Source organism: Mesorhizobium shangrilense (assembly GCF_040537815.1).
Lineage (GTDB): Bacteria > Pseudomonadota > Alphaproteobacteria > Rhizobiales > Rhizobiaceae > Mesorhizobium > Mesorhizobium shangrilense.
Genome location: NZ_JBEWSZ010000001.1, coordinates 1529198 through 1548469, shown reverse-complemented (window position 1 = coordinate 1548469; position 19272 = coordinate 1529198). Strand labels below are relative to the sequence as shown.

General features: G+C 60.3%; 18 protein-coding genes. 12 read left to right on the top strand and 6 right to left on the bottom strand.

What is annotated here, in order from left to right; genetic code table 11:
* The first annotated feature begins 94 nt into the window (after positions 1-94).
* The gene (gene dapB, locus ABVQ20_RS07765; protein ID WP_354458957.1) at positions 95-901 is read left to right on the top strand and encodes a 4-hydroxy-tetrahydrodipicolinate reductase; all 807 of its coding nucleotides are present in this window, start codon (positions 95-97) and stop codon (positions 899-901) included.
* 105 nt (positions 902-1006) lie between these two features.
* Positions 1007-1474, top strand: a complete 468-nt coding sequence (locus ABVQ20_RS07760; RefSeq protein WP_354458956.1) for a DUF1203 domain-containing protein — start codon at positions 1007-1009, stop codon at positions 1472-1474.
* Between the two features lie 222 nt (positions 1475-1696).
* Here ABVQ20_RS07760 and ABVQ20_RS07755 read toward each other — a convergent pair whose 3' ends face one another.
* Positions 1697-2962, bottom strand: coding sequence for an outer membrane protein (locus ABVQ20_RS07755; protein WP_354458955.1), 1266 nt, complete (start codon positions 2960-2962; stop codon positions 1697-1699).
* 201 nt (positions 2963-3163) lie between these two features.
* The gene (gene ald / locus ABVQ20_RS07750; RefSeq protein ID WP_354458954.1) at positions 3164-4279 is read right to left on the bottom strand and encodes an alanine dehydrogenase; all 1116 of its coding nucleotides are present in this window, start codon (positions 4277-4279) and stop codon (positions 3164-3166) included.
* Between the two features lie 157 nt (positions 4280-4436).
* Between ald and ABVQ20_RS07745 the strand changes: the two genes are divergently transcribed.
* Complete coding sequence (locus tag ABVQ20_RS07745; protein ID WP_354458953.1) at positions 4437-4910, top strand: Lrp/AsnC family transcriptional regulator; 474 nt, start codon at positions 4437-4439, stop codon at positions 4908-4910.
* A 607-nt stretch (positions 4911-5517) separates the two neighbouring features.
* Here ABVQ20_RS07745 and ABVQ20_RS07740 read toward each other — a convergent pair.
* Complete coding sequence (locus ABVQ20_RS07740; protein WP_354458952.1) at positions 5518-6168, bottom strand: 5-formyltetrahydrofolate cyclo-ligase; 651 nt, start codon at positions 6166-6168, stop codon at positions 5518-5520.
* Positions 6169-6333: 165 nt separating this feature from the next.
* Between ABVQ20_RS07740 and ABVQ20_RS07735 the strand changes: the two genes are divergently transcribed.
* A complete protein-coding gene (locus ABVQ20_RS07735; protein WP_354458951.1) occupies positions 6334-7599 on the top strand; it encodes an NAD(P)/FAD-dependent oxidoreductase in 1266 nt (421 codons plus the stop codon).
* A gap of 164 nt (positions 7600-7763) precedes the next feature.
* On the top strand, positions 7764-9743 hold the full coding sequence (locus ABVQ20_RS07730) for a bifunctional 2',3'-cyclic-nucleotide 2'-phosphodiesterase/3'-nucleotidase (RefSeq protein ID WP_354458950.1): 1980 nt from the start codon (positions 7764-7766) through the stop codon (positions 9741-9743).
* A 648-nt stretch (positions 9744-10391) separates the two neighbouring features.
* Here the strand turns inward: ABVQ20_RS07730 and ABVQ20_RS07725 are convergent.
* The 3 genes from ABVQ20_RS07725 to ABVQ20_RS07715 form a co-directional block, all read right to left on the bottom strand.
* Entirely contained in the window at positions 10392-11648 is a 1257-nt protein-coding gene (locus ABVQ20_RS07725; RefSeq protein ID WP_354458949.1) for a class I SAM-dependent methyltransferase, read from the bottom strand.
* A gap of 65 nt (positions 11649-11713) precedes the next feature.
* Positions 11714-12559, bottom strand: a complete 846-nt coding sequence (locus ABVQ20_RS07720; protein ID WP_354458948.1) for a DUF1365 domain-containing protein — start codon at positions 12557-12559, stop codon at positions 11714-11716.
* A gap of 20 nt (positions 12560-12579) precedes the next feature.
* The gene (locus tag ABVQ20_RS07715) at positions 12580-13923 is read right to left on the bottom strand and encodes an NAD(P)/FAD-dependent oxidoreductase (RefSeq protein ID WP_354458947.1); all 1344 of its coding nucleotides are present in this window, start codon (positions 13921-13923) and stop codon (positions 12580-12582) included.
* A 248-nt stretch (positions 13924-14171) separates the two neighbouring features.
* On the opposite strand from ABVQ20_RS07715, the gene ABVQ20_RS07710 reads away from it, so the two are divergent.
* The 7 genes from ABVQ20_RS07710 (at position 14172) to ABVQ20_RS07680 (ending at position 19231) form a co-directional block, all read left to right on the top strand.
* The gene (locus tag ABVQ20_RS07710; RefSeq protein ID WP_354458946.1) at positions 14172-14306 is read left to right on the top strand and encodes a hypothetical protein; all 135 of its coding nucleotides are present in this window, start codon (positions 14172-14174) and stop codon (positions 14304-14306) included.
* A gap of 91 nt (positions 14307-14397) precedes the next feature.
* Positions 14398-14688 carry a Dabb family protein gene (locus ABVQ20_RS07705; RefSeq protein ID WP_354458945.1) on the top strand — a complete coding sequence of 97 codons (291 nt, stop codon included), beginning with the start codon at positions 14398-14400 and terminating at the stop codon, positions 14686-14688.
* Between the two features lie 354 nt (positions 14689-15042).
* A complete protein-coding gene (locus ABVQ20_RS07700) occupies positions 15043-15918 on the top strand; it encodes a VOC family protein (protein WP_354458944.1) in 876 nt (291 codons plus the stop codon).
* Positions 15915-16748, top strand: a complete 834-nt coding sequence (kdsA, locus tag ABVQ20_RS07695; protein ID WP_354458943.1) for a 3-deoxy-8-phosphooctulonate synthase — start codon at positions 15915-15917, stop codon at positions 16746-16748. Before ABVQ20_RS07700 ends, kdsA begins: the two co-directional genes overlap by 4 nt.
* A gap of 77 nt (positions 16749-16825) precedes the next feature.
* Positions 16826-17029 (top strand): dodecin family protein, encoded by a 204-nt coding sequence (locus tag ABVQ20_RS07690; protein WP_354458942.1) that lies wholly within the window; start codon positions 16826-16828, stop codon positions 17027-17029.
* A 471-nt stretch (positions 17030-17500) separates the two neighbouring features.
* Positions 17501-18775 carry a phosphopyruvate hydratase gene (eno, locus tag ABVQ20_RS07685; RefSeq protein ID WP_354458941.1) on the top strand — a complete coding sequence of 425 codons (1275 nt, stop codon included), beginning with the start codon at positions 17501-17503 and terminating at the stop codon, positions 18773-18775.
* 132 nt (positions 18776-18907) lie between these two features.
* Positions 18908-19231: an FtsB family cell division protein gene (locus tag ABVQ20_RS07680; RefSeq protein ID WP_227347394.1), complete on the top strand. Its 324-nt coding sequence runs from the start codon at positions 18908-18910 to the stop codon at positions 19229-19231.
* The last annotated feature ends 41 nt before the right edge of the window (positions 19232-19272 follow it).

Sequence of the window (19272 nt, the reverse complement as noted above, 5' to 3'; positions counted from 1 at the left end):
ACGGGACTTCGGATTAGAGGAGCCTGGCTTGTATATGAGCCGGGCTCTTTCCATATCGCTGGCCGCTCAAGGTAATGGCGTAAAGGACCGGGCGATGACGATACGGGTGGTTATGGCTGGCGCGACCGGCTGGGTCGGCAAAGCGCTGATTCCGGCGATCGCTACACAAGCGGATATGACACTGGTGGGCGCGGTGTCGCGCAGTGCGGCAGGACGGGACGCCGGAGCGGTCGTTGGCGGTCCCGATAACGGCGTGACAGTTTCTGCTTCACTGGTCGAGGCGTTGGCAACGGCGTCCGACGTGCTGGTTGACTACACCAGGCCAGATGTCGTGAAGGACCACGCACTGCTGGCGATCTCCAGGGGGAGGCATGTGGTGATCGGCACGTCGGGGCTGGGCGCGACCGACTATGCCGAAATCGACGCCGCTGCCCGCGCCAATCGTGTCGGCGTGCTTGCGGCCGGCAATTTTTCCATCACCGCCACGCTGATGAAACGCTTCGCGCTGATGGCGGCGAAATATGTGCCGGATGTCGAAATCATCGATTACGCCAGCGCCGGCAAGCCCGATGCGCCTTCAGGTACCGCACGCGAACTTGCTGAAGCCTTGGCGGAGGTTCGCCAGGCCTCGACGGTGCGGCCGGCTTCCGAGGTTTCTGGAGTGCCGGCTACACGCGGCGCGGCTGTGGGTGCGGGCGAGGGGGTGCAGGTGCACGCGCTGCGCCTGCCTTCCTACATCCTCTCCTGCGAGGCGCTGTTCGGCTTGCCCGACGAGCGGCTGACCATCCGTCACGACGCCGGTTCGTCCGCTGCTCCCTATGTGGCCGGCACGTTGCTCGCCATCCGCAGGGTACAGCAGATCACCGGGCTTGTGCGTGGGCTTGATGCTCTGCTGGATTGAGCCGACTGACGGATGCCGTTTCGCACCGGGGCGATTGGCAGGAATCGGGTGGGAGGCGCTGCCGAGGGAGCATAATTTCCGACCAACGAAACCGGAGAGCTCAGCATGACCATCCAGTTCAAAGCCTTGCCGACCGAAGATGTCAGAGCCTTGCAACAAGGCGCACCCGACGCCTATGGCCGGATCCCCGAACGCAAGATTTCCGACGGCGACGGCGTGCCCTGCCGTCATTGCCTCAAGCATGTAGGCGAGGGCGAGGCGTATCTCGTCCTGGCCTATAGGCCGTTCCCGGACCTTCAGCCCTATGCTGAAACCGGCCCGATCTTCCTGCATGAGCGGGAGTGCGAACGCGCTGCCGAAACCGACGCCTTGCCTGAAATGCTCGAAAGCAGCGACTATATCGTGCGCGGTTATGGCAGTGATGACCGCATCGTCTATGGCAGTGGCGGTGTCATTCCGACTGATGCCATCGCGGCCAGGGCGGAGACCCTGTTCGAGCGCGCGGACATCGCCTACGTCCATGTCCGCTCGGCGCGCAACAATTGCTATCAGTGCAGGATTGAACGCGCCTGACCGAAGCGCCATCCCGCCAGCTGTGTTGTCGCACTGCCGTAACACTGCAGTGTTAGACAGTGATTGTTGATAGATTTGCCGACCGCGGATGGACCGGCGGGAAATCTCGACAATCGAGGAAGCGGGGCTTTGGCTCCGCTTTTTTGTTGTTGGCCGAAGTTTCACACAAGAAAAAGCCCGCCGGCTTTTGGCCGACGGGCTGAGACTGTTTGCTGGAAAAGCTTAGTTGAACTTGTACTTCGCGCCGATCCGGACGGTCTGGAAAGACGGAGTATCCTCGAGGATGCCGCCAGATCCGAAGTCTGTCTTCTGGTACTGCGAATAGCGATATTCGAGACCAACAGTGACGTTGCTGGACACTGCCGTTTCCAAACCGCCGCCCACAGAGAAACCGCTTGCGCCCCGATCGAAGATATCTCCGCCGGGCGAAGCCGACAGTTGGAAATGCTGCCAGCTATAGCCGCCGATCACATAGGCGAGCGTCGATTCGTTGACCTTCGCGCCGACGCGAGCCAATACGTCGAACCCATAATCCGGGTTGCCAGTAATTGAACCGCCGCCGAGATCGAGCTTTGACTTGATACCGGAATAGCGGCCGTCAACCTGAACACCTGCAACCCAACTACCGAAGTCATGGTCGTAGCCAACGTTAAGCTCTCCAAACACCCCTTCGCCGCCAATGCCGTTCAATTCAGCGGCGCTGAAGAGTGTCAGGTCATGAACCACCGTGCCGGCACCGAGCGCACCACCGGCATAGAAGCCGGTCCAGTTGTATGTCGGGGCTGCGAACGAAGCGCCGCCGCCACTCTGGCCGCCGAATCGGTAGTTGGCACCAATATGGAACGTGTGCGTGGACGGTTCTATGTTCAACGAATTGCCGCCGCCGAAATCAAGAACGGATTTGTCGCCGTAGTTTGCGTAGCGATATTCCGTCTTCAGTGTCCAGTTGCCCTGTAACACCGTTTCCATGCCGACGCCGAGTATATAGCCGCCGCGATTCTCGGTGAAATCAAACCCGGTAGAGCCAAACGACCCGTCGAGCTTGAAATGCTGCCAAGTATAGCCGCCGAGCACATATCCAAGTGTGGTCGGGTTCAGCAGATAGCCTGCGCGCAATCCCGCGTCGAAGCCGTAAACGTTTTGAAGATCTGCATTAAAGCCGGGACCGCTAAGTGACGGGCCGATGTTGCCATAGTTGGCATCCACGAAGGCGCCGATCAGGAAACGCTCTGATGCCATGTAGTCGTAGCCGGCAGTGAGTTCACCAAACACACCATTGCCGCCGATGCCGTTGAATTCGACACCGGGAACGCTCAACTTGTGTACGGTTGAGCCAAAACCAGCACCAATGCCGACATAGGCACCGTTCCAATTAAAACCAGCTGACTCTACAGGCTGTACAATATCAGCAGCATGAGCGACCGACATAAGTGCCATGACCGAGACAGCGCCAAGCAGGATAGATTTCGCAGAAGTGCGAATTAGCATAGTCAAACCCCCAATTAACAACCCAGGCGTGTCCTAGCGGGGCATGTATTATTTAGCTATGATAAAAATGCAACAATGATAGGCAAAGTGCCAATCGATCAGATTTGTGCACGGAAAAACAGATTCGCATTCGCCGGCTAAGAAAAAACCCGCCGGAATGAACCGGCGGGCGAGACAAGAGGAAACTCGTTTTATACGGAATCAGGCAGCGAGAACGGCCTTCGGCTCGACCAGTTCATAGCCAAGCGCTTCTGCCACGGCGCGATTCGTGATCTTGCCCTTGTGGACATTGAGGCCATTGCGCAAGTGATGGTCGTCGACCAGTGCCTTCAGACCCTTGTCGGCCAGCTGCAAACCATAGTGCAGCGTCGCGTTGTTGAGCGCATGCGCCGAAGTGACGGGCACGGCGCCAGGCATGTTGGCGACGCAGTAATGGATGACGCCGTCGACCTCATAGGTCGGGTCGGCGTGGGTGGTGGCGTGCGAGGTCTCGAAGCAGCCGCCCTGGTCGATGGCGACGTCAACCAGAACCGAGCCTTTCTTCATGCCCGACAGCATTTCGCGAGAAACCAGTTTCGGCGCGGCGGCACCTGGGATCAGCACGGCGCCGACCACGATATCGGCCGAGAAGCACTCTTCTTCCAAGGCTTCGACGGTCGAGTAGCGGGTGTGGACGCGGCCGCCAAAAATATCGTCGAGCTGGCGCAGGCGCGGGATCGAGCGGTCTATGATGGTGACGTCGGCCCCAAGGCCGGCCGCCATCCTTGCGGCATGCAGGCCGACGACACCGCCGCCGAGCACCGTGACCTTGCCGGGCAGCACGCCGGGCACGCCGCCGAGCAGCACGCCGCGGCCGCCATTGGCCTTCTGCAGCGCCGTCGCACCAGCCTGGATCGACAGGCGGCCGGCAACTTCCGACATCGGCGCCAGCAGCGGCAGGCCGCCGCGATCGTCGGTCACCGTCTCATAGGCGATAGCCGTCACGCCGGAAGCCAGCAGGCCCTTGGTCTGTTCCGGATCCGGCGCCAGGTGAAGATAGGTATAGAGGATCTGGCCGTCGCGGAGCTGAACCCATTCGTTGGGCTGCGGCTCCTTGACCTTGACGATCATGTCCGACTTGGCAAACACATCGGCGGCGGTCTTGGCGATTGTCGCGCCGGCGGCGCGATAGGCATTGTCGTCGGCGCCGATACCGGCGCCGGCGCCTGTCTCGACCAGAACTTCATGGCCGTGGGCGACATATTCGCGAACCGAGCCCGGCGTCAGGCCGACGCGATATTCGTGATTCTTGATTTCCCGAGGACAACCGACGCGCATCTTCTTCTCCTGATCAGACCCCTTTGGGGCTCGCTCCCTGAATTGGTCGAGTGGACCACGAATCGCGGTGCAAGTGTTTGCGAATGCGCTTGCTCCCGAAGGGCTGATTCGATATTTCTTGCGCGGAAATGCCAGATAATCGAAGGAATTGCGAATAATGCCGCTCGACAGGATCGATATCGCTATTCTTGAGGCATTGCAGAAGGATGGGCGGATACCGAACGCGGCACTTGCCGAGAAGGTCGGCCTGTCGCAATCGGCCTGTTCGCGGCGGCTGGACAATCTGGAGAAATCCGGAACCATTCGAGGCTATCACGCCCGGCTTTCCAATGCAGCCCTTGGTCACCAGATGACGGCGATCGTGCACATATCGCTGTCAGGTCAGTTCGAGAAAACGCTATCGGATTTCGAGGCGGCGATAAAGCGCTGCCCGAATGTCCTGTCCTGCCATCTGATGTCGGGTGAATACGACTATATCCTGCGCATAGCGGCGAAGGATCTCGTCGACTATGAGCGCATCCACAAGGAGTGGCTGTCGGCCATGCCGCATGTGACGAAGATCAACTCGTCATTCGCCTTGCGCGAGATCGTTGATCGGACGGCCATGGGCATGAAGCCGGAGCTGGCTTAACGCCAAAGGCACACCCGGACGTCCTTCCCAATATAGCATGCGCCTACGCGGCGAAGTTCTCCCCAATCTCCCGGTTCACCGTGAGTCGCGCGAATGTCCGAGTTCCCATAGCCGTCCCAAACATCACCGTCCTTGTAGACAACAGCCCAGTAATCTTTGGATATTTCACCAGCCCCACTATGCGTATCAGGGTAGTCGATACCTGCAAAAACTTGCCGAGACCCCTGGATATTAAAATCGCCACCCTTCTCGATTTGATAGGAGCATTTTCCGGATATGCGGGTCTGACCGTTAACAACAAGCAGGCAACGGCCCCATTTGTAACCGCTAGGCAAACTATGCTGTGGTTGCGCATGCGAAGGCGAAAAGGAAAACGCGATAGCAAGGGAAGCCGCCATAGTTCGTACGATCATCTTGTCACCCGTTATGAAGTAGCCAATTCAAGAGCGACTGGACACTTATTGGATCCGCCCAGAGCGCATGTCAAAACGGTCCTCCGCAACTTGGTCCGTTTAAGGTCATATCATTTATCGACCAAGTCGGATTTTTATCACGTGACATTGCGCCGCTGCGCGGCGGAAATATGGATAATTTCCGAAACAGGTTCTTACGCCTCGGTGACCAGCCGATCCATCGGGATGTCGTGCGGCTGTGGGTAGATCGTGGCGATGCGCTGCAGTCCATAGCCGACGCCGATGACCAGCGGCTTGAACGGCATTGCGGCCAGTGTGCGGTCGAAGAAGCCGCCACCATACCCAAGACGATAATTCCTGGGATCGATGCCGACGATCGGCGAGATGACGATGTCGGGCAGCACGGGTTCGCCTTCAGCCGGGATCGGAATGTTCCAGACGCCTTTTTCCAGACGGTCGCCCGGTGCATAGGCGCGGAAGATGAGCGGCTGACCTTTTTCAATGACGATCGGCAGAGCGGTGCGGCCGCCGCGTTCATTGATTGACGCCATCCACGGCCGCAAGTCCGGCTCGCCGCGAAACGGCCAGTAAAGGCTGACCATTCGGCTTCCAATATCGCCGATCACCGCGTCAAGACCCTCGGCGATCCGCTGCGACATCGCCGCCCGCGCATCGGCTGAAACCGCAAGGCGCGCGGCGATCAGGCGTTCGCGCTCGGCTTTGCGCCATCGTCTTACATCTGCCCAATCGGAAGGGGCCGCCCGGAAGTCGGGATCGAGTTCGTGCATGAAGCACGGCGGCGAAGCGTATTGCGCCGGACCGTCTTCGCCATGATCGTTAGCCATCTCGCCCTCGTCGGCTGTTTCGATGAGGCTATACCCACCGATGATGCCTGGGCATCCGCACTTCCGACATTGCATGGCGACTCTGAGGCAGGCGCATAAGTCAAGCATTGTTGCAGTGCACAAACGCACCTACATCAAATCGGATAGATTTTTGGGATGTGTAAAATGAACGAAGCCAACCATCATGTCGTCGTCGTTGGTGCGGGTTTCGGGGGTCTCGAATTGACCCGTGCGCTTGCTGGTGCGCCAGTGCGCATCACGATGATCGACAAACGCAACCATCATTTGTTCCAGCCATTGCTGTATCAGGTTGCGACCACCGCGCTCGCGACCTCGGAGATCGCTTGGCCTGTCCGCCATCTCCTGCGCAAGCGCAAGGACGTGACAACGCTGCTCGCCAACGTCGTAGGTGTCGATCGCGCAGGCAAGCGGGTGCTGCTCGACGACGGCAGTGCGGTCGCTTACGACACGCTGCTGCTCGCCACCGGCGCCCGCCATGCCTATTTCGGCCATGATGAATGGGAACCCTTCGCGCCTGGCTTGAAGACGCTGGAGGACGCCACCACCGTTCGCCGGCGCATTCTGATGGCCTTCGAGCAGGCCGAACGCGAGACCGACCCCGCCAAGCGTCAGGCGCTGCTTACGCTTGCGATCGTTGGCGGCGGGCCAACCGGCGTGGAACTCGCCGGAACTATCGTCGAGCTCGCGCACGAGACGTTGCGCGGCGAATTCCGCAACATCGATACGCGGGATGCGCGCGTGGTGCTGATCGAGGCTGGCGACCGCATCCTCGCCAATTTCGCGCCGGAACTCTCCGATTATGCCCGCAAGGCGCTTGAACGGCTCGGCGTAACGGTGCAGCTCGGCCAAGCGGTTACGCGCTGCGACGCTGAAGGCGTCGTCTTCGGCGAAACGCAGTTGCCGGCCAAGACCATCCTGTGGGCGGCGGGGGTTGCGGCTTCGCCCGCCGCGGAATGGCTGGGAGCGGCGGCGGATCGGGCGGGCAGGGTGCTTGTCGAGCCCGACCTGACGGTGCCCGGCAGCCCGGAGATTTTCGTCATTGGTGACGCGGCGCATGTTCTGCGCCCGGACGGCAGGCCGGTGCCGGGCGTTGCACCCGCCGCCAAGCAGCAGGGTCGCCATGTCGCCGCCACCATCAAGGCCCAGCTTGCCGGCGGCATGGACAAGCGGCCTTTCCGCTACAGGCATGACGGTGATCTGGCGACGATCGGCAAGCGATCAGCCGCGATCGATCTCGGCTGGATCAAGCTCACCGGCTGGCCGGCCTGGTGGCTGTGGGGCCTCGCCCATATCTATTTCCTGATCGGGTTCCGCAATCGGCTTGCGGTTTCGCTTAGCTGGCTATGGATATACGCAACGGGGCAGCGCAGCGCGCGCCTGATCACGCAGGGTGACGACGACAAGGGCTGACGTCGCCCTCTGTGCAATCTCGGCAAGCCTTCATAGGCACGTCATCTCTTGCTGATGGACTGCGTCTCCAGACAAGCGTGACTCTTCTTGATGGACTCAAGGGGATTTCGGCGCGAAGCTTTGCTTCGGGCAGGACTTGTCGTGTCGTCGATAAAGGAGAAACAATGTCCCAACTGCTCCATCCCGTCTCCCGCCGCGGTTTTCTCGCCGGCGCTGCCGCCACAGGGGCGCTGGTCATGCTTCACCCGTTCTCGGCTCGCGCCCAAGGTAACCAGGCGCATCTGCGGATCATGGAGACGACCGACATCCACGTGAATGTGCTGCCCTATGATTACTACGCCGACAAAGCAAACGACACGATGGGACTGTCGCGCACGGCGTCGCTGATCGACGCGGTGCGCAAGGAAGCCACCAACGCGATGCTGATCGACAATGGCGATCTCCTGCAGGGCAATCCGATGGGCGATTACATCGCCTATGAGAAGGGCATGAAGGAGGGCGACCTCCACCCGGTCATGAAGGGCATGAACCTGCTCGGCTACGAATGCTCCACGCTCGGCAACCACGAGTTCAACTACGGCCTGTCGTTCATGGACAAGGTGCTGGCCGGCGCCAACTTTCCATTCGTGTGCGCCAATCTGATCCGCGGGACCACGCTTGCCTCGAATCCGCGCGACGACAAGCTTTACCTCAAGCCCTATGTCATCCTGGAGAAGAAGATCAAGGATGGTTCGGGCGCCGAGCAGCCCATCAAGATCGGCATTATCGGCTTCGTGCCGCCGCAGATCATGGTCTGGGATCTGAAAAATCTCGAGGGCAACGTCAAGACGCGCGACATCGTCGAGGCGGCCAGGGCGTGGGTGCCGCAGATGAAGGAGGAGGGCGCCGATATCGTGATCGCTCTCTCTCATTCCGGCATCGACGTGAAGCAGGGCGACATGATGGAGAACGCCTCGTTCTTCGTGGCTGGCGTTGACGGCATCGACGCCGTGTTCACCGGTCACCAACATCTTGTCTTCCCAGGCAAGAAGGATTTTCAGGCGCTCGATGGCGTCGATACACAAAAGGGCACGCTGCAGGGCAAACCCGCCGTCATGGGCGGCTTCTGGGGCTCGCATATGGGCCTGATCGACCTGATGCTGGAGCGTGACGGGTCAAAATGGCGGGTCGTCTCAGCGACCTCGGAGGCGCGGCCGATTTTCGAGCGGGTCGACAACAAGAACAAGCCGACCGTCGAAGACGACAAGCGCATCATAGCCGCGCTCGAGCAGGATCATCAGGCAACGCTGGCCTATGTGCGCCGTCCCGTCGGCAAGACATCGGCGCCGCTCTATTCCTACTTCGCCCTGGTCGCCGACGATCCCTCGGTGCAAGTCGTCAGCCAGGCACAGACCTGGTACTTGAAGGACATCCTCAAGAACACGCAGTGGAAGGATGTGCCGCTGCTGTCGGCTGCCGCACCCTTCAAGGCGGGCGGGCGCAATGGCGCTGACTATTATACCGACGTTCCGGTCGGCGATATCGCCATCAAGAACGTCGCCGACCTCTATCTTTATCCGAACACCGTGCGCGCGGTCGAAATCAACGGGGCGCAGGTCAAGGAATGGCTGGAAATGTCGGCCGGCATCTTCAACAGGATCGAGCTGGGCAAGGCCGACCAGCCACTCATCAACACCGAATTCCCGTCCTACAATTTCGACGTGATCGACGGCGTCACCTACAAGATCGATCTGTCGCAGCCGCCGAAGTACGACGCCAAGGGTGGTGTGGCGAATGCCGGCTCTAACCGCATCGTCGACCTGATGTTCGACGGCAAGCCAATTGATCCCGCACAGAAATTCGTCGTAGCGACCAACAACTACCGGGCCGGCGGCGGCGGCAATTTCCCGGACATCAATGCCTCGAAGATCATCTACGAGGCTCCGGACACCAACCGTGACGTGATCGTGCGCTACATCGTCAGCCAGGGCACTATAAACCCATCGGCGGACGGAAACTGGTCGTTTGCACCATTGCCCGGAACCAGCGTGATGTTCGAGACCGGCGCCAAGGCAAAGGATTTCATCGCTGAGGTCAAGACGCTCAAGATCGAGCCGGCGGGCGGAGGCGAGGCGGGATTTGCAAAGTACCGTATTCTTCTCTGAGAATCGGTTCGCGAACACGAGCTCATTTGAACCCACGCTGTCCGGCGGCGTGGGTTGGGTGTTCCACATGCCTTTTTGACGGCGATGGCGGGGCAAGTTTCAGGTTGGAAGCACATGCAGAGCGGAGAGCCGGTTCCTGGGGCAAAAACAAAAAGACGGCCCCGTGGGAGCCGTCTAAAGGGTGGGCAACAAGGGCTTAGTTCCCCGGCATGGGCGCCAGAGGCACGGCTGTGTCGGGCGGTGTCGGAATGGGCGGCAGCGGCGGTTCTGTCGGTGTGCCCAGCATATCGTTCGGCTCGGTCGGCGTCGTCATTCCCGCAGGAGAATCGATGGCGGAAGTTGGTGTGCTGTCGATGACGTCAGGCGTTGATGCGTGGCTGGTACTGAGACCCAGAGGGTCATCGGCGGGCGGAGATACCTCGCGTGCGGCAGCGGCAGCGGATATCCCCGCCAGCAGAATCAGCGCGACGATTACGGTCGTTTCAAGGAAGCCTCCTATGTGAAGAGGCGCTCAGCGTTGGATGTGATATGTGGCGCGGGCGCCAGTGCAGAAAAACGGCGACCTTGTGATCGCGGTTGCATCACGTTCGCATGAGCAGATCGCGATCCGCCGGTGTTGGGAGCGGCGAATTGTCGGCCCCTTGAATCCTAGGCCTTGTAGACCACCTGGCGAACATCGATGTAGCTGGCGCGAAAACCAGCTTCGCAATAATGCAGATAGAATTCCCAGAGTTTCTTGAAGCGATCATCGAAACCCAGCGGGACGATCTTTTCCCACGATGCCCAGAAGCGGTGGCGCCACTCGGCGAGCGTACGGGCGTAGTCGTCCGGAAACACATGCTCGCGCAGATGGGCGAGGCCATGCTTCGCGCCAAGTGCCTTCAATATGGATGGGGTTGGCAGCATGCCGCCCGGGAAGACATAGCGCTGGATGAAATCGGGACGGGCACGATAGGTGTCGTAGGCCTTCTCGTTGATGGTGATGATCTGCAAGCCGGCAGTCCCGCCGGGCCGCAGGCAATCCTTCATCTTGCTGAAGAACACCGGCCAGTATTTTTCGCCGACAGCCTCGAACATCTCGATCGAGGCGATGCGGTCGTAAGTGCCGGTCTCGTCACGATAGTCCTGCAGCTTGATGTCGACCTTGTCGGCAAGCCCTGCCTTCTGGATGCGCGCCTTGGCGAAATCATGCTGCTCGCGGCTGATCGTCAGCCCGGTAACGCGGCAACCGATCTCGCGTGCGGCGAATTCGGCGAAACCGCCCCAGCCGCAACCGATCTCCAGCACGTGGTCTTTTGGTCCGATGCCCGTGTCCTTGGCCAGGGCGCGGTATTTGGCGGCCTGCGCGCTTTCCAGATCATTGGCACCGCTCGTGTAGAGCGCCGAGGAATAGGTCATGCTCGGGTCGAGCCATTCCTTGTAGAAGGCGTTGCCGAGGTCGTAATGCGCGGAGATGTTGCGCTTCGAGCCGGTTCGGGTGTTTTCGTTGAACCAGTGGCGGATGCGCTGGGCAGCGTTGATAAGCCAGCTCGCTCCACCTGCTATGCGCTCTCCGGTCTCCGAATTGACCACGAACAGCTCCAGGAAACTGGTCACATCGGGGCTTTCCCAATCGCCGTCCATGTAGGATTCGGCGACGCCTATCGTGCCGCCGATGAAGGCCCGGCCAGGCAAGCGCCAGTTCTTCAGCACCAGTTCCGCGTCGGGACCCGGCCCCTTGCCGCCAACCAGAACGGCGCGACCATCCGGCATTCTCACCTTCAGCGACCCGCGCGGCAGGTTCATCGCGGCCGACAGCACCATTTTCGCCTTGGCCGGCAAGCCCTTTACGATTTCGGCGAAATTGAATTCGTCGAGCTTGATCGCCTCGCCCAACGTCACGCCGGTGTGTTCCCTGTTAGCCATTTCACGTTCCTGGACTTCCGCGGAGTTGGCAGCAACGTCCGCCAAACTCCCCACCCTCTCGCAGTTCATTCGCCAGGCTCGAACGCCGCTCCCTGATCCCGGTAACTGGTCGATTCGGGGGCGGGCGGGCTCGAACGAAAGCGCGCGCCCTTTAACCAGAGCTTAAGCGCCTCCCAGTGAATTCCCGCCACAATCTTCCACGTCATCAACGGGAACTTCAAGAGGCAAGTCGCCAACTGCGATGTGCCAAGTGGACAGCCCTGGCCCGCAAAGGTCGCCGACAGCAGCGGCTCGCCCTTTTCCGTCTCGTGAATACGCAGGCGCACCACCTTTCCAGGCGGCAATATGTGGAAGTGATAACGGGTCCCCATGTCGATGAAAGGCGACACGTGGAAGATCTTTGTCCGCGTCTGGCGCACCCCGGCCGGACTGAGGTCGCCCGGCTCGATCGGAGCGACGTAGCTGTGCCGTTCGCCAAACGTATTGTGCACGGCATAGACCATGGCGATCAGCGTACCGGCATGATCATAGCAGAAATAGACCGAGATCGGATTGAAGACGTAGCCAAGGATGCGCGGATAGGCCAGCAGCAGGATACGCGCGGCAGGCTGGGCAAGTCCGGCGCCGGCAAGCAGCCGGTCGGCGAAGTCGCGCAACGTCTCGCCATCCCGCTCGACATGATCGCTCTCATGGAATGATGACAAGCCGCGCCGATTGACCCTCAGCAGCCAGGTCATGCGGTTCATCTCGGCCAGGCGGTCGATGTCGACGAGCAGCGAGAAGACCGAATATTCGAAACGATGGCCGAATGGTTTCAATCGCGCATGCATGACGGCGCCCGGATAGAGCACGCCGGCCGCTTGCGGCGGCGGCCCGTTCTCCATCATCGTCGTTATGCGTTGCCTTTTCATGTAGCGAGCCTGATATTTTCCTATTCGGCCGCCAGCCTGAGTTCGGGCAGCTCTTCCTTTGACGCGCGCCAAGGTACCTTCGCGCCAAGCGCGATCGCCGCGTCGAGGCCCGAGCGCAGTCCGTCCTCGTGAAAGCCATGGCCTGTCCACGCACCGGCAAAATAGGTGCCGCGCACACCCTGGATGTCGTCGAGGCGCGCCTGCGCCGACAGCGCGCGTGCATCATATTGAGGATGGTCGAAAGCCCATTCGCCGAACACCAGTTCGCCTCGCGGTTCGATGACCGGATTGAGCGAGACGAACAACGGCTTGGTTTCCTCGATCCCTTGCAGGCGATTCATCCAGTAGGTGACGGAGACCTCCGGCTCGTCGCGGTCGCAGGATGAACGCAGATAGTTCCACGCCGACCAGGCGGCGCGCCGCTTCGGCATCAGATGGGGATCCCGGTGCAGAATAACGCGGTTGGGCCGATAGGGAATGGCCGACAGGATCGATTCTTCGACGCTGGAAGCATCGCCCAGCATGGCAAGCGCCTGGTCGCTATGGGCGGCGATGATCACGTTGTCGAAGCGGTCGGGCGCCTGGTCCCCAGCCCATATGGTGATGCCGAATGCATCGCGAACCATGGTCCTGGCCGGCGCAGCGAGCCGCAACCTGGAACCGAGAGGCGCCAGCAGCTTCTGCAGATAATTCCGCGAGCCGCCGCTCACCGTACGCCATACAGGGCGCTCGCTATGGATCAGCCGATGATTCTCGAAGAAGGAGATGAAACTTGCGGCCGGGTAGTCGAGCATCTTGGCGCGGGGGGTCGACCAGATGGCCGCCGCCATCGGCATCAGATAGTTGTCACGAAAGACGCCGGAGTAACGTTTTTTCTCCAGATAGTCGCCGATCGTCAGATGGCCGAGCGATCCGCTGTCGCGATCGACAACACATTCCTTGTTGAAGCGCAGGATTTCACGCAGCATCCAGAGGAAGCCGGGTGAGAAGACATTGCGCTTCTGGGCAAAGATCGTGCGCAGCGTCGAACCGCACCATTCGAGCTTGCCGCCGTCGAGCGACAGGGAAAAACCCATGTCGCTTTCATGCGTGGCCACGCCGAGATGCGAGAACAACGCTGTGAGGTCCGGATAGGCGAGTTCATTGTAGACGATAAAGCCGGTATCGACCGAGATCGGAGTGCCGTCGTAGTCGATGTCCACTGTGGCCGTGTGCCCACCCGGCCGGCCTGATGCTTCAAACAGGGTGACATCAGCCGTCGGATCAAGTGCCCACGCTGCCGCGGCTCCGGAAATTCCCGACCCGATGACCGCGATCTTCTTTCTGGCGCCATGCTGGCCTCGGTTGATAGGCACGATGTTCATCTTGTCCCCTTGCATCGACTTTTCTCGTCTGAGGGCGCATTGGCGCGCTCTGGCGTCGGTCAATGAGAGTTACGGGGCAGTCGACGCCGAGTTTCACGCCGTCGCCGGACAAAGTGTCTTTCGGCCCCATGGAAGCCGACTTCACAATGGCGAGGCCACGAAACAAGATTTGGAAAAGATCTGGGGAGGGCACTTGCCAATGCCGGAATGGCTATGGCCGCGCCGACGCGCTTACGTTAGCGTTAGCCATGCGTTATGTGATCGTCATCTGCGCCATTACGTTCTTCCTGATCTGGGACGGCCTTTACAATCAGGGCCGCTATCTCGACACGACTGTCCGGGAAATGTCGCGCATCGTGCGCTATGTCACCGGCAAGGCCTGAACGAGCCGGTCGCCGGCGCGACATCCTTGCCTGTTGACGAGATAGCTTTGCTGACCCAAAAGACGCCCGCATACCGATCGGGGAGTCTGCGTTGATCCGGCATATCGTTTTCTTCAGTGCGCGACGCAAAGAGGATGTGGAGGCTGTTCGCAACGGCTTGCTGGCGCTGGGTAGCATCCCTCATTCCAGCCTCTTCGAGGTCACCCTCAATACAAAAGTCGATCCGATGTCGGACGAGATCGATGTGGTTGTCTACGCCGAATTCGAAGACGAGGCGGCGCTTGCCGCTTACAAGGCGCATCCGGTCTATGCCAGGACGACCAGCGAGGTGAAACCGCTGCGCGAATTGCGTTATTCCGCGGACGTCGTGGCCTTGGCCTGAGCGAAATCGCGGGTCAGCGTCCTGAGACGTTGCCAGCAGCACTGAAAACGCGCGGCGAACAATCGCAGGCACGCCATTGCCGAGGATACCACGCCGAAAGGTGCCCGACCTATTCGGTTTGAACAGCAGATGAATCGGTCATGTCGACGCCGGGCCGCTTTGGCGCATTCCAGACCAGTACGGCAACCACCGTCATCGAGAGGATCGCTGCTGCTATGAACAGAATCTTTCTCATAGGAATCAGGTAGGCTGGCTTTCGGCAACTGCAAGTATCCTGCCGTCAAATACCGGGAAGCGCGCTGTCGCAGATCAAACCCTTGAACCGTTTTCCGGAATGATGCACATCGCGCCCCTATGACCGAAGCACGTGCAACCACCCATCCGCTCGACCATCTCGTGCTGCCGACCATCAGCCTCGATGTGGCGCGAACACGGTTGACCTCGCTCGGATTCGTCGTGGCACCCAACGGCATCCATCCCTTCGGTACTGAAAACTGCTGCGTCTTCCTTGCCGATGGCACCTATCTCGAACCGCTGGCGGTGGGGGACACGCAGGCCGCCGCACGGGCGGTCACGCAAGGCAATGTCTTCGTCGCACGCCACCGTCTCTATCGCGATAGAAGCGGCGAGGATGGATTTTCCGCCGTGGTGCTGGGGACCGGAGATGCCGAGGCCGATCACGCCCGCTATGTCGAGGCTGGCGTGTCGGCGGGAGATATATTGAACTTCTCGCGTGCATTCGTGGACACGTCCGGCAAGAGCGACATGGCATCGTTCAAGCTCGCCTTCGCGTCCGGGAGCGAGACAGCGGATGCATTCCTGTTCGCCTGCGAGCGGGTCAATGCGCCGAAGATCGACCGTACGGCGTTGCAGGCGCATGCCAATGGTGTGGCCGGCATCGTCGAAGTGGTGGCCGTCAGCGACAGTCCTGCGGAACAAGGCCGGTTGATTTCGATCGCAACCGGCGCCGAAGGCGAAAACACCTTCGATCTGCAGAACGCGACATTGATCGTACTGACGCCCGCGGAATTCCAAACCCGCTTTGGTGTGCCTGCCGGCGCGCCGTCAAGGCTACGCTTCGCCGCGATCGTCTTTTCGGTGCGGAATGCAGGGATTGCCGCGAAGCTGCTTGCAGCCAATGGCATTGCACACGACATACGCGGCAGTGAGATTGTCGTGCAGCCAGCGCCAGGACAGGGCGCGGCATTTATTTTCCGGGAGATCCGATGAGCAAGCCCAATTCGTCCGTAACCGTCGGCAACGTAACCTTCGCCAACAACGCGCCGCTCTCGTTGATCGCTGGGCCCTGCCAGTTTGAATCGCGCCAGCACGCCTTCGACATGGCCGGCGCGCTCAAGGAACTGACCGGCAAGCTCGGCATAGGCCTGGTCTACAAGTCCAGCTACGACAAGGCCAATCGAACGTCGCTGGCGGCGACGCGCGGCGCCGGGATGGACGCGGCACTTCCGGTCTTCGACGAATTGCGCAAGGAATTTTCGCTGCCCGTGCTGACCGATGTTCACACCGAGGAACAGTGCGCGATCGTGGCGCCGCATGTCGATGTGCTGCAGATTCCGGCTTTCCTGTCGCGCCAGACCGACATGCTGGTTGCCGCCGCCCGGACCGGCAAGGTGATCAATGTCAAGAAGGGCCAGTTCCTCGCCCCCTGGGATATGAAGAACGTCGTCGCCAAGATCACCGGTTCCGGGAACGCCAACGTGCTGACCACCGAGCGCGGCGCGTCCTTCGGCTACAACACGCTGGTGTCCGACATGCGAGCCTTGCCGATCATGGCCGAGATCGGCGCGCCGGTGATCTTCGATGCCACGCATTCCGTGCAGCAACCGGGCGGGCAGGGCGGCTCTTCCGGCGGCGAGCGGCGTTTCGTCGAGACACTGGCCCGCGCGGCTGTCGCTGTCGGTGTCGCCGGCGTGTTCATCGAGACCCATCAGGATCCCGATAACTCGACATCTTCCGACGGCCCGAACATGGTGCCGCTCAAGGATATGCCGGCGCTGCTCGAACGATTGATGGCGTTCGATCGCATCGCCAAGGGCTGAAACCGCCTGCGCTTGTGGCAATAAAGCTGCGGTTGTACGCTTGCCCGGCAAATGAGCGTCCTGGCAGGAGGAAAGCCATGTCCGTCGCCCGCGTCACCGAAATCACCTCATCGTCGAAGAAGAGTTTTCAAGAAGCCATCGAGAAGGGAATCGCACGCGCTTCAAAGACATTGAAGAACGTCGAAGGTGCCTGGATCCAGGACCAGAAGATCGTCGTCGAGGACGGCAAGATCGCCGCGTACCGGGTCAACATGAAGGTCACGTTCATCTTGGCGGAGTGACCTACGGAGCGCGCGCGACGCGTCCCATGAGTACTACAAAGTCACGCCTTATTGGCATTGAAGTCACGCCTTACTGGCATTGATGCGTTGCTTCCAAAAGGCCCCGTTCACATCCGACAGGGCCTTTTTCCAATTCTGCCGGTGGTTACTCGCTTGTGTGCAAGGCTGGCAAAGTCGCTATAGCCTTTGGGGGCGACTGCTGATTGTCACACGACGTCAGGAATGCAGCCGCGATCAGGAACAAACTCACGATACCGCTCAACTCGGACATGGCGAAACTCCCTTCTGTTTCGCCCCGCGCGACAACAGCCATAACCCAAAATCCGCGTCCGACGTCATGACTTATGATGACAGAAATTTGCGCTTCGTGACTCGGGAGGTCGGCAATATTTGCCAGGGTCACGATTGCGTTTTGCGGTGCTTTGGCTAAGACGTGCGCGACGCTTCAATCGATCAATCGAGGACATCGCAATGACTGCCATCATCGACATTGTCGGGCGTGAAATCCTGGACAGCCGTGGAAATCCGACCGTCGAGGTCGACGTCATACTCGAAGACGGCTCGATGGGCCGTGCGGCCGTACCGTCGGGCGCCTCCACCGGAGCGCATGAGGCGGTCGAACTGCGCGACGGCGGCGCCCGCTACCTTGGCAAGGGCGTGCTGCGCGCCGTCGAGGCCGTGAACGGTGAGCTGTTCGAGGCGATCGGCGGCATGGAAGCCGAGAACCAGATCCACATCGACCAGACCATGATCGAGCTGGACGGCACCCCTAACAAGAGCCGACTCGGCGCCAACGCCATCCTCGGTGTTTCGCTGGCCGTGGCCAAGGCCGCCGCCGATGCCGCCGGCCTGCCGCTCTACCGTTATGTCGGCGGCACCAAGGCTCATGTCCTGCCGGTGCCAATGATGAACATCATCAATGGCGGCGCGCATGCCGACAACCCGATCGACTTCCAGGAATTCATGATCCTCCCGATCGGCGCGCCGACGCTGCGCGAAGGCGTTCGCTGGGGCTCGGAAATCTTCCACACGCTGCGCAAGAAGCTGAAGGATGCCGGCCACAACACCAATGTCGGCGACGAAGGCGGCTTTGCGCCGAACCTGAAGAGCGCGCCGGTCGCGCTCGACTTCATCATGGAATCGATCGAGAAGGCCGGCTTCAAGCCGGGCGAGGAGATCGCGCTGGGACTCGATTGCGCGGCGACGGAGTTCTTCAAGGACGGCAACTACGTCTATGAGGGCGAGAAGAAAACACGCGATCCGAAGGCGCAGGCCAAGTACCTGGCCAAGCTTGCGGCCGACTATCCGATCATCTCGATCGAGGACGGCCTTGCCGAGGATGACTGGGAAGGTTGGAAGTACCTGACCGACCTGATCGGCAAGAAGACCCAACTGGTCGGCGATGACCTGTTCGTCACCAACACGGCGCGCCTGCGCGACGGCATCCGCATGGGCGTCGCCAACTCGATCCTGGTCAAGGTCAACCAGATCGGCTCACTGACGGAAACGCTCGACGCCGTCGAGACCGCGCACAAGGCCGCCTACACGGCAGTCATGTCGCACCGTTCGGGCGAAACTGAAGACTCGACCATTGCCGATCTCGCCGTTGCCACCAATTGCGGACAGATCAAGACAGGCTCGCTCTCGCGCTCCGATCGCATGGCCAAGTACAACCAGCTCATCCGCATCGAGGAAGAGCTCGGCAAGCAGGCGAGCTACGCCGGCAAGTCCATCGTCAAGGGCTGATACGAACCATATCCGAAGAAAAAGGGCGGGAACATTCCCGCCCTTTTTCGTTCTGGCGACTGCCAAATCCTGCCGTCCGTAACCGTCCATTAAGCACAATCGGGCGAGATGAGATGTCAGAGGATTTGGACGATGTGGACACGCCAGCATAAACAGAGAAACACCGGCCGGCTGATCATTCCATCGCTGTGCGTGGTGTTCGTGGCCTATTTTGGCTTCCACGCCTATCATGGCGAGTTCGGTATCAATTCGAGATATCAGATGGAAGCGAGGGCCGCCGACCTTCAGGGGCAGCTCAATGCCATCAAGGCGCGCCGCGTCGAGCTCGAACGCCGTGTCCAACTCCTGCACGAGGGTTCCATCGAGAAAGACATGCTTGATGAGCAGGCGCGCAGGGCGCTGAATCTCTCCCAGGCTGATGAAATTACCATCATGCTGCCTGACTCAAATAAATAACTCAATTCCAGTTAATCGCCAATATTTTCAATGTTTTTAAC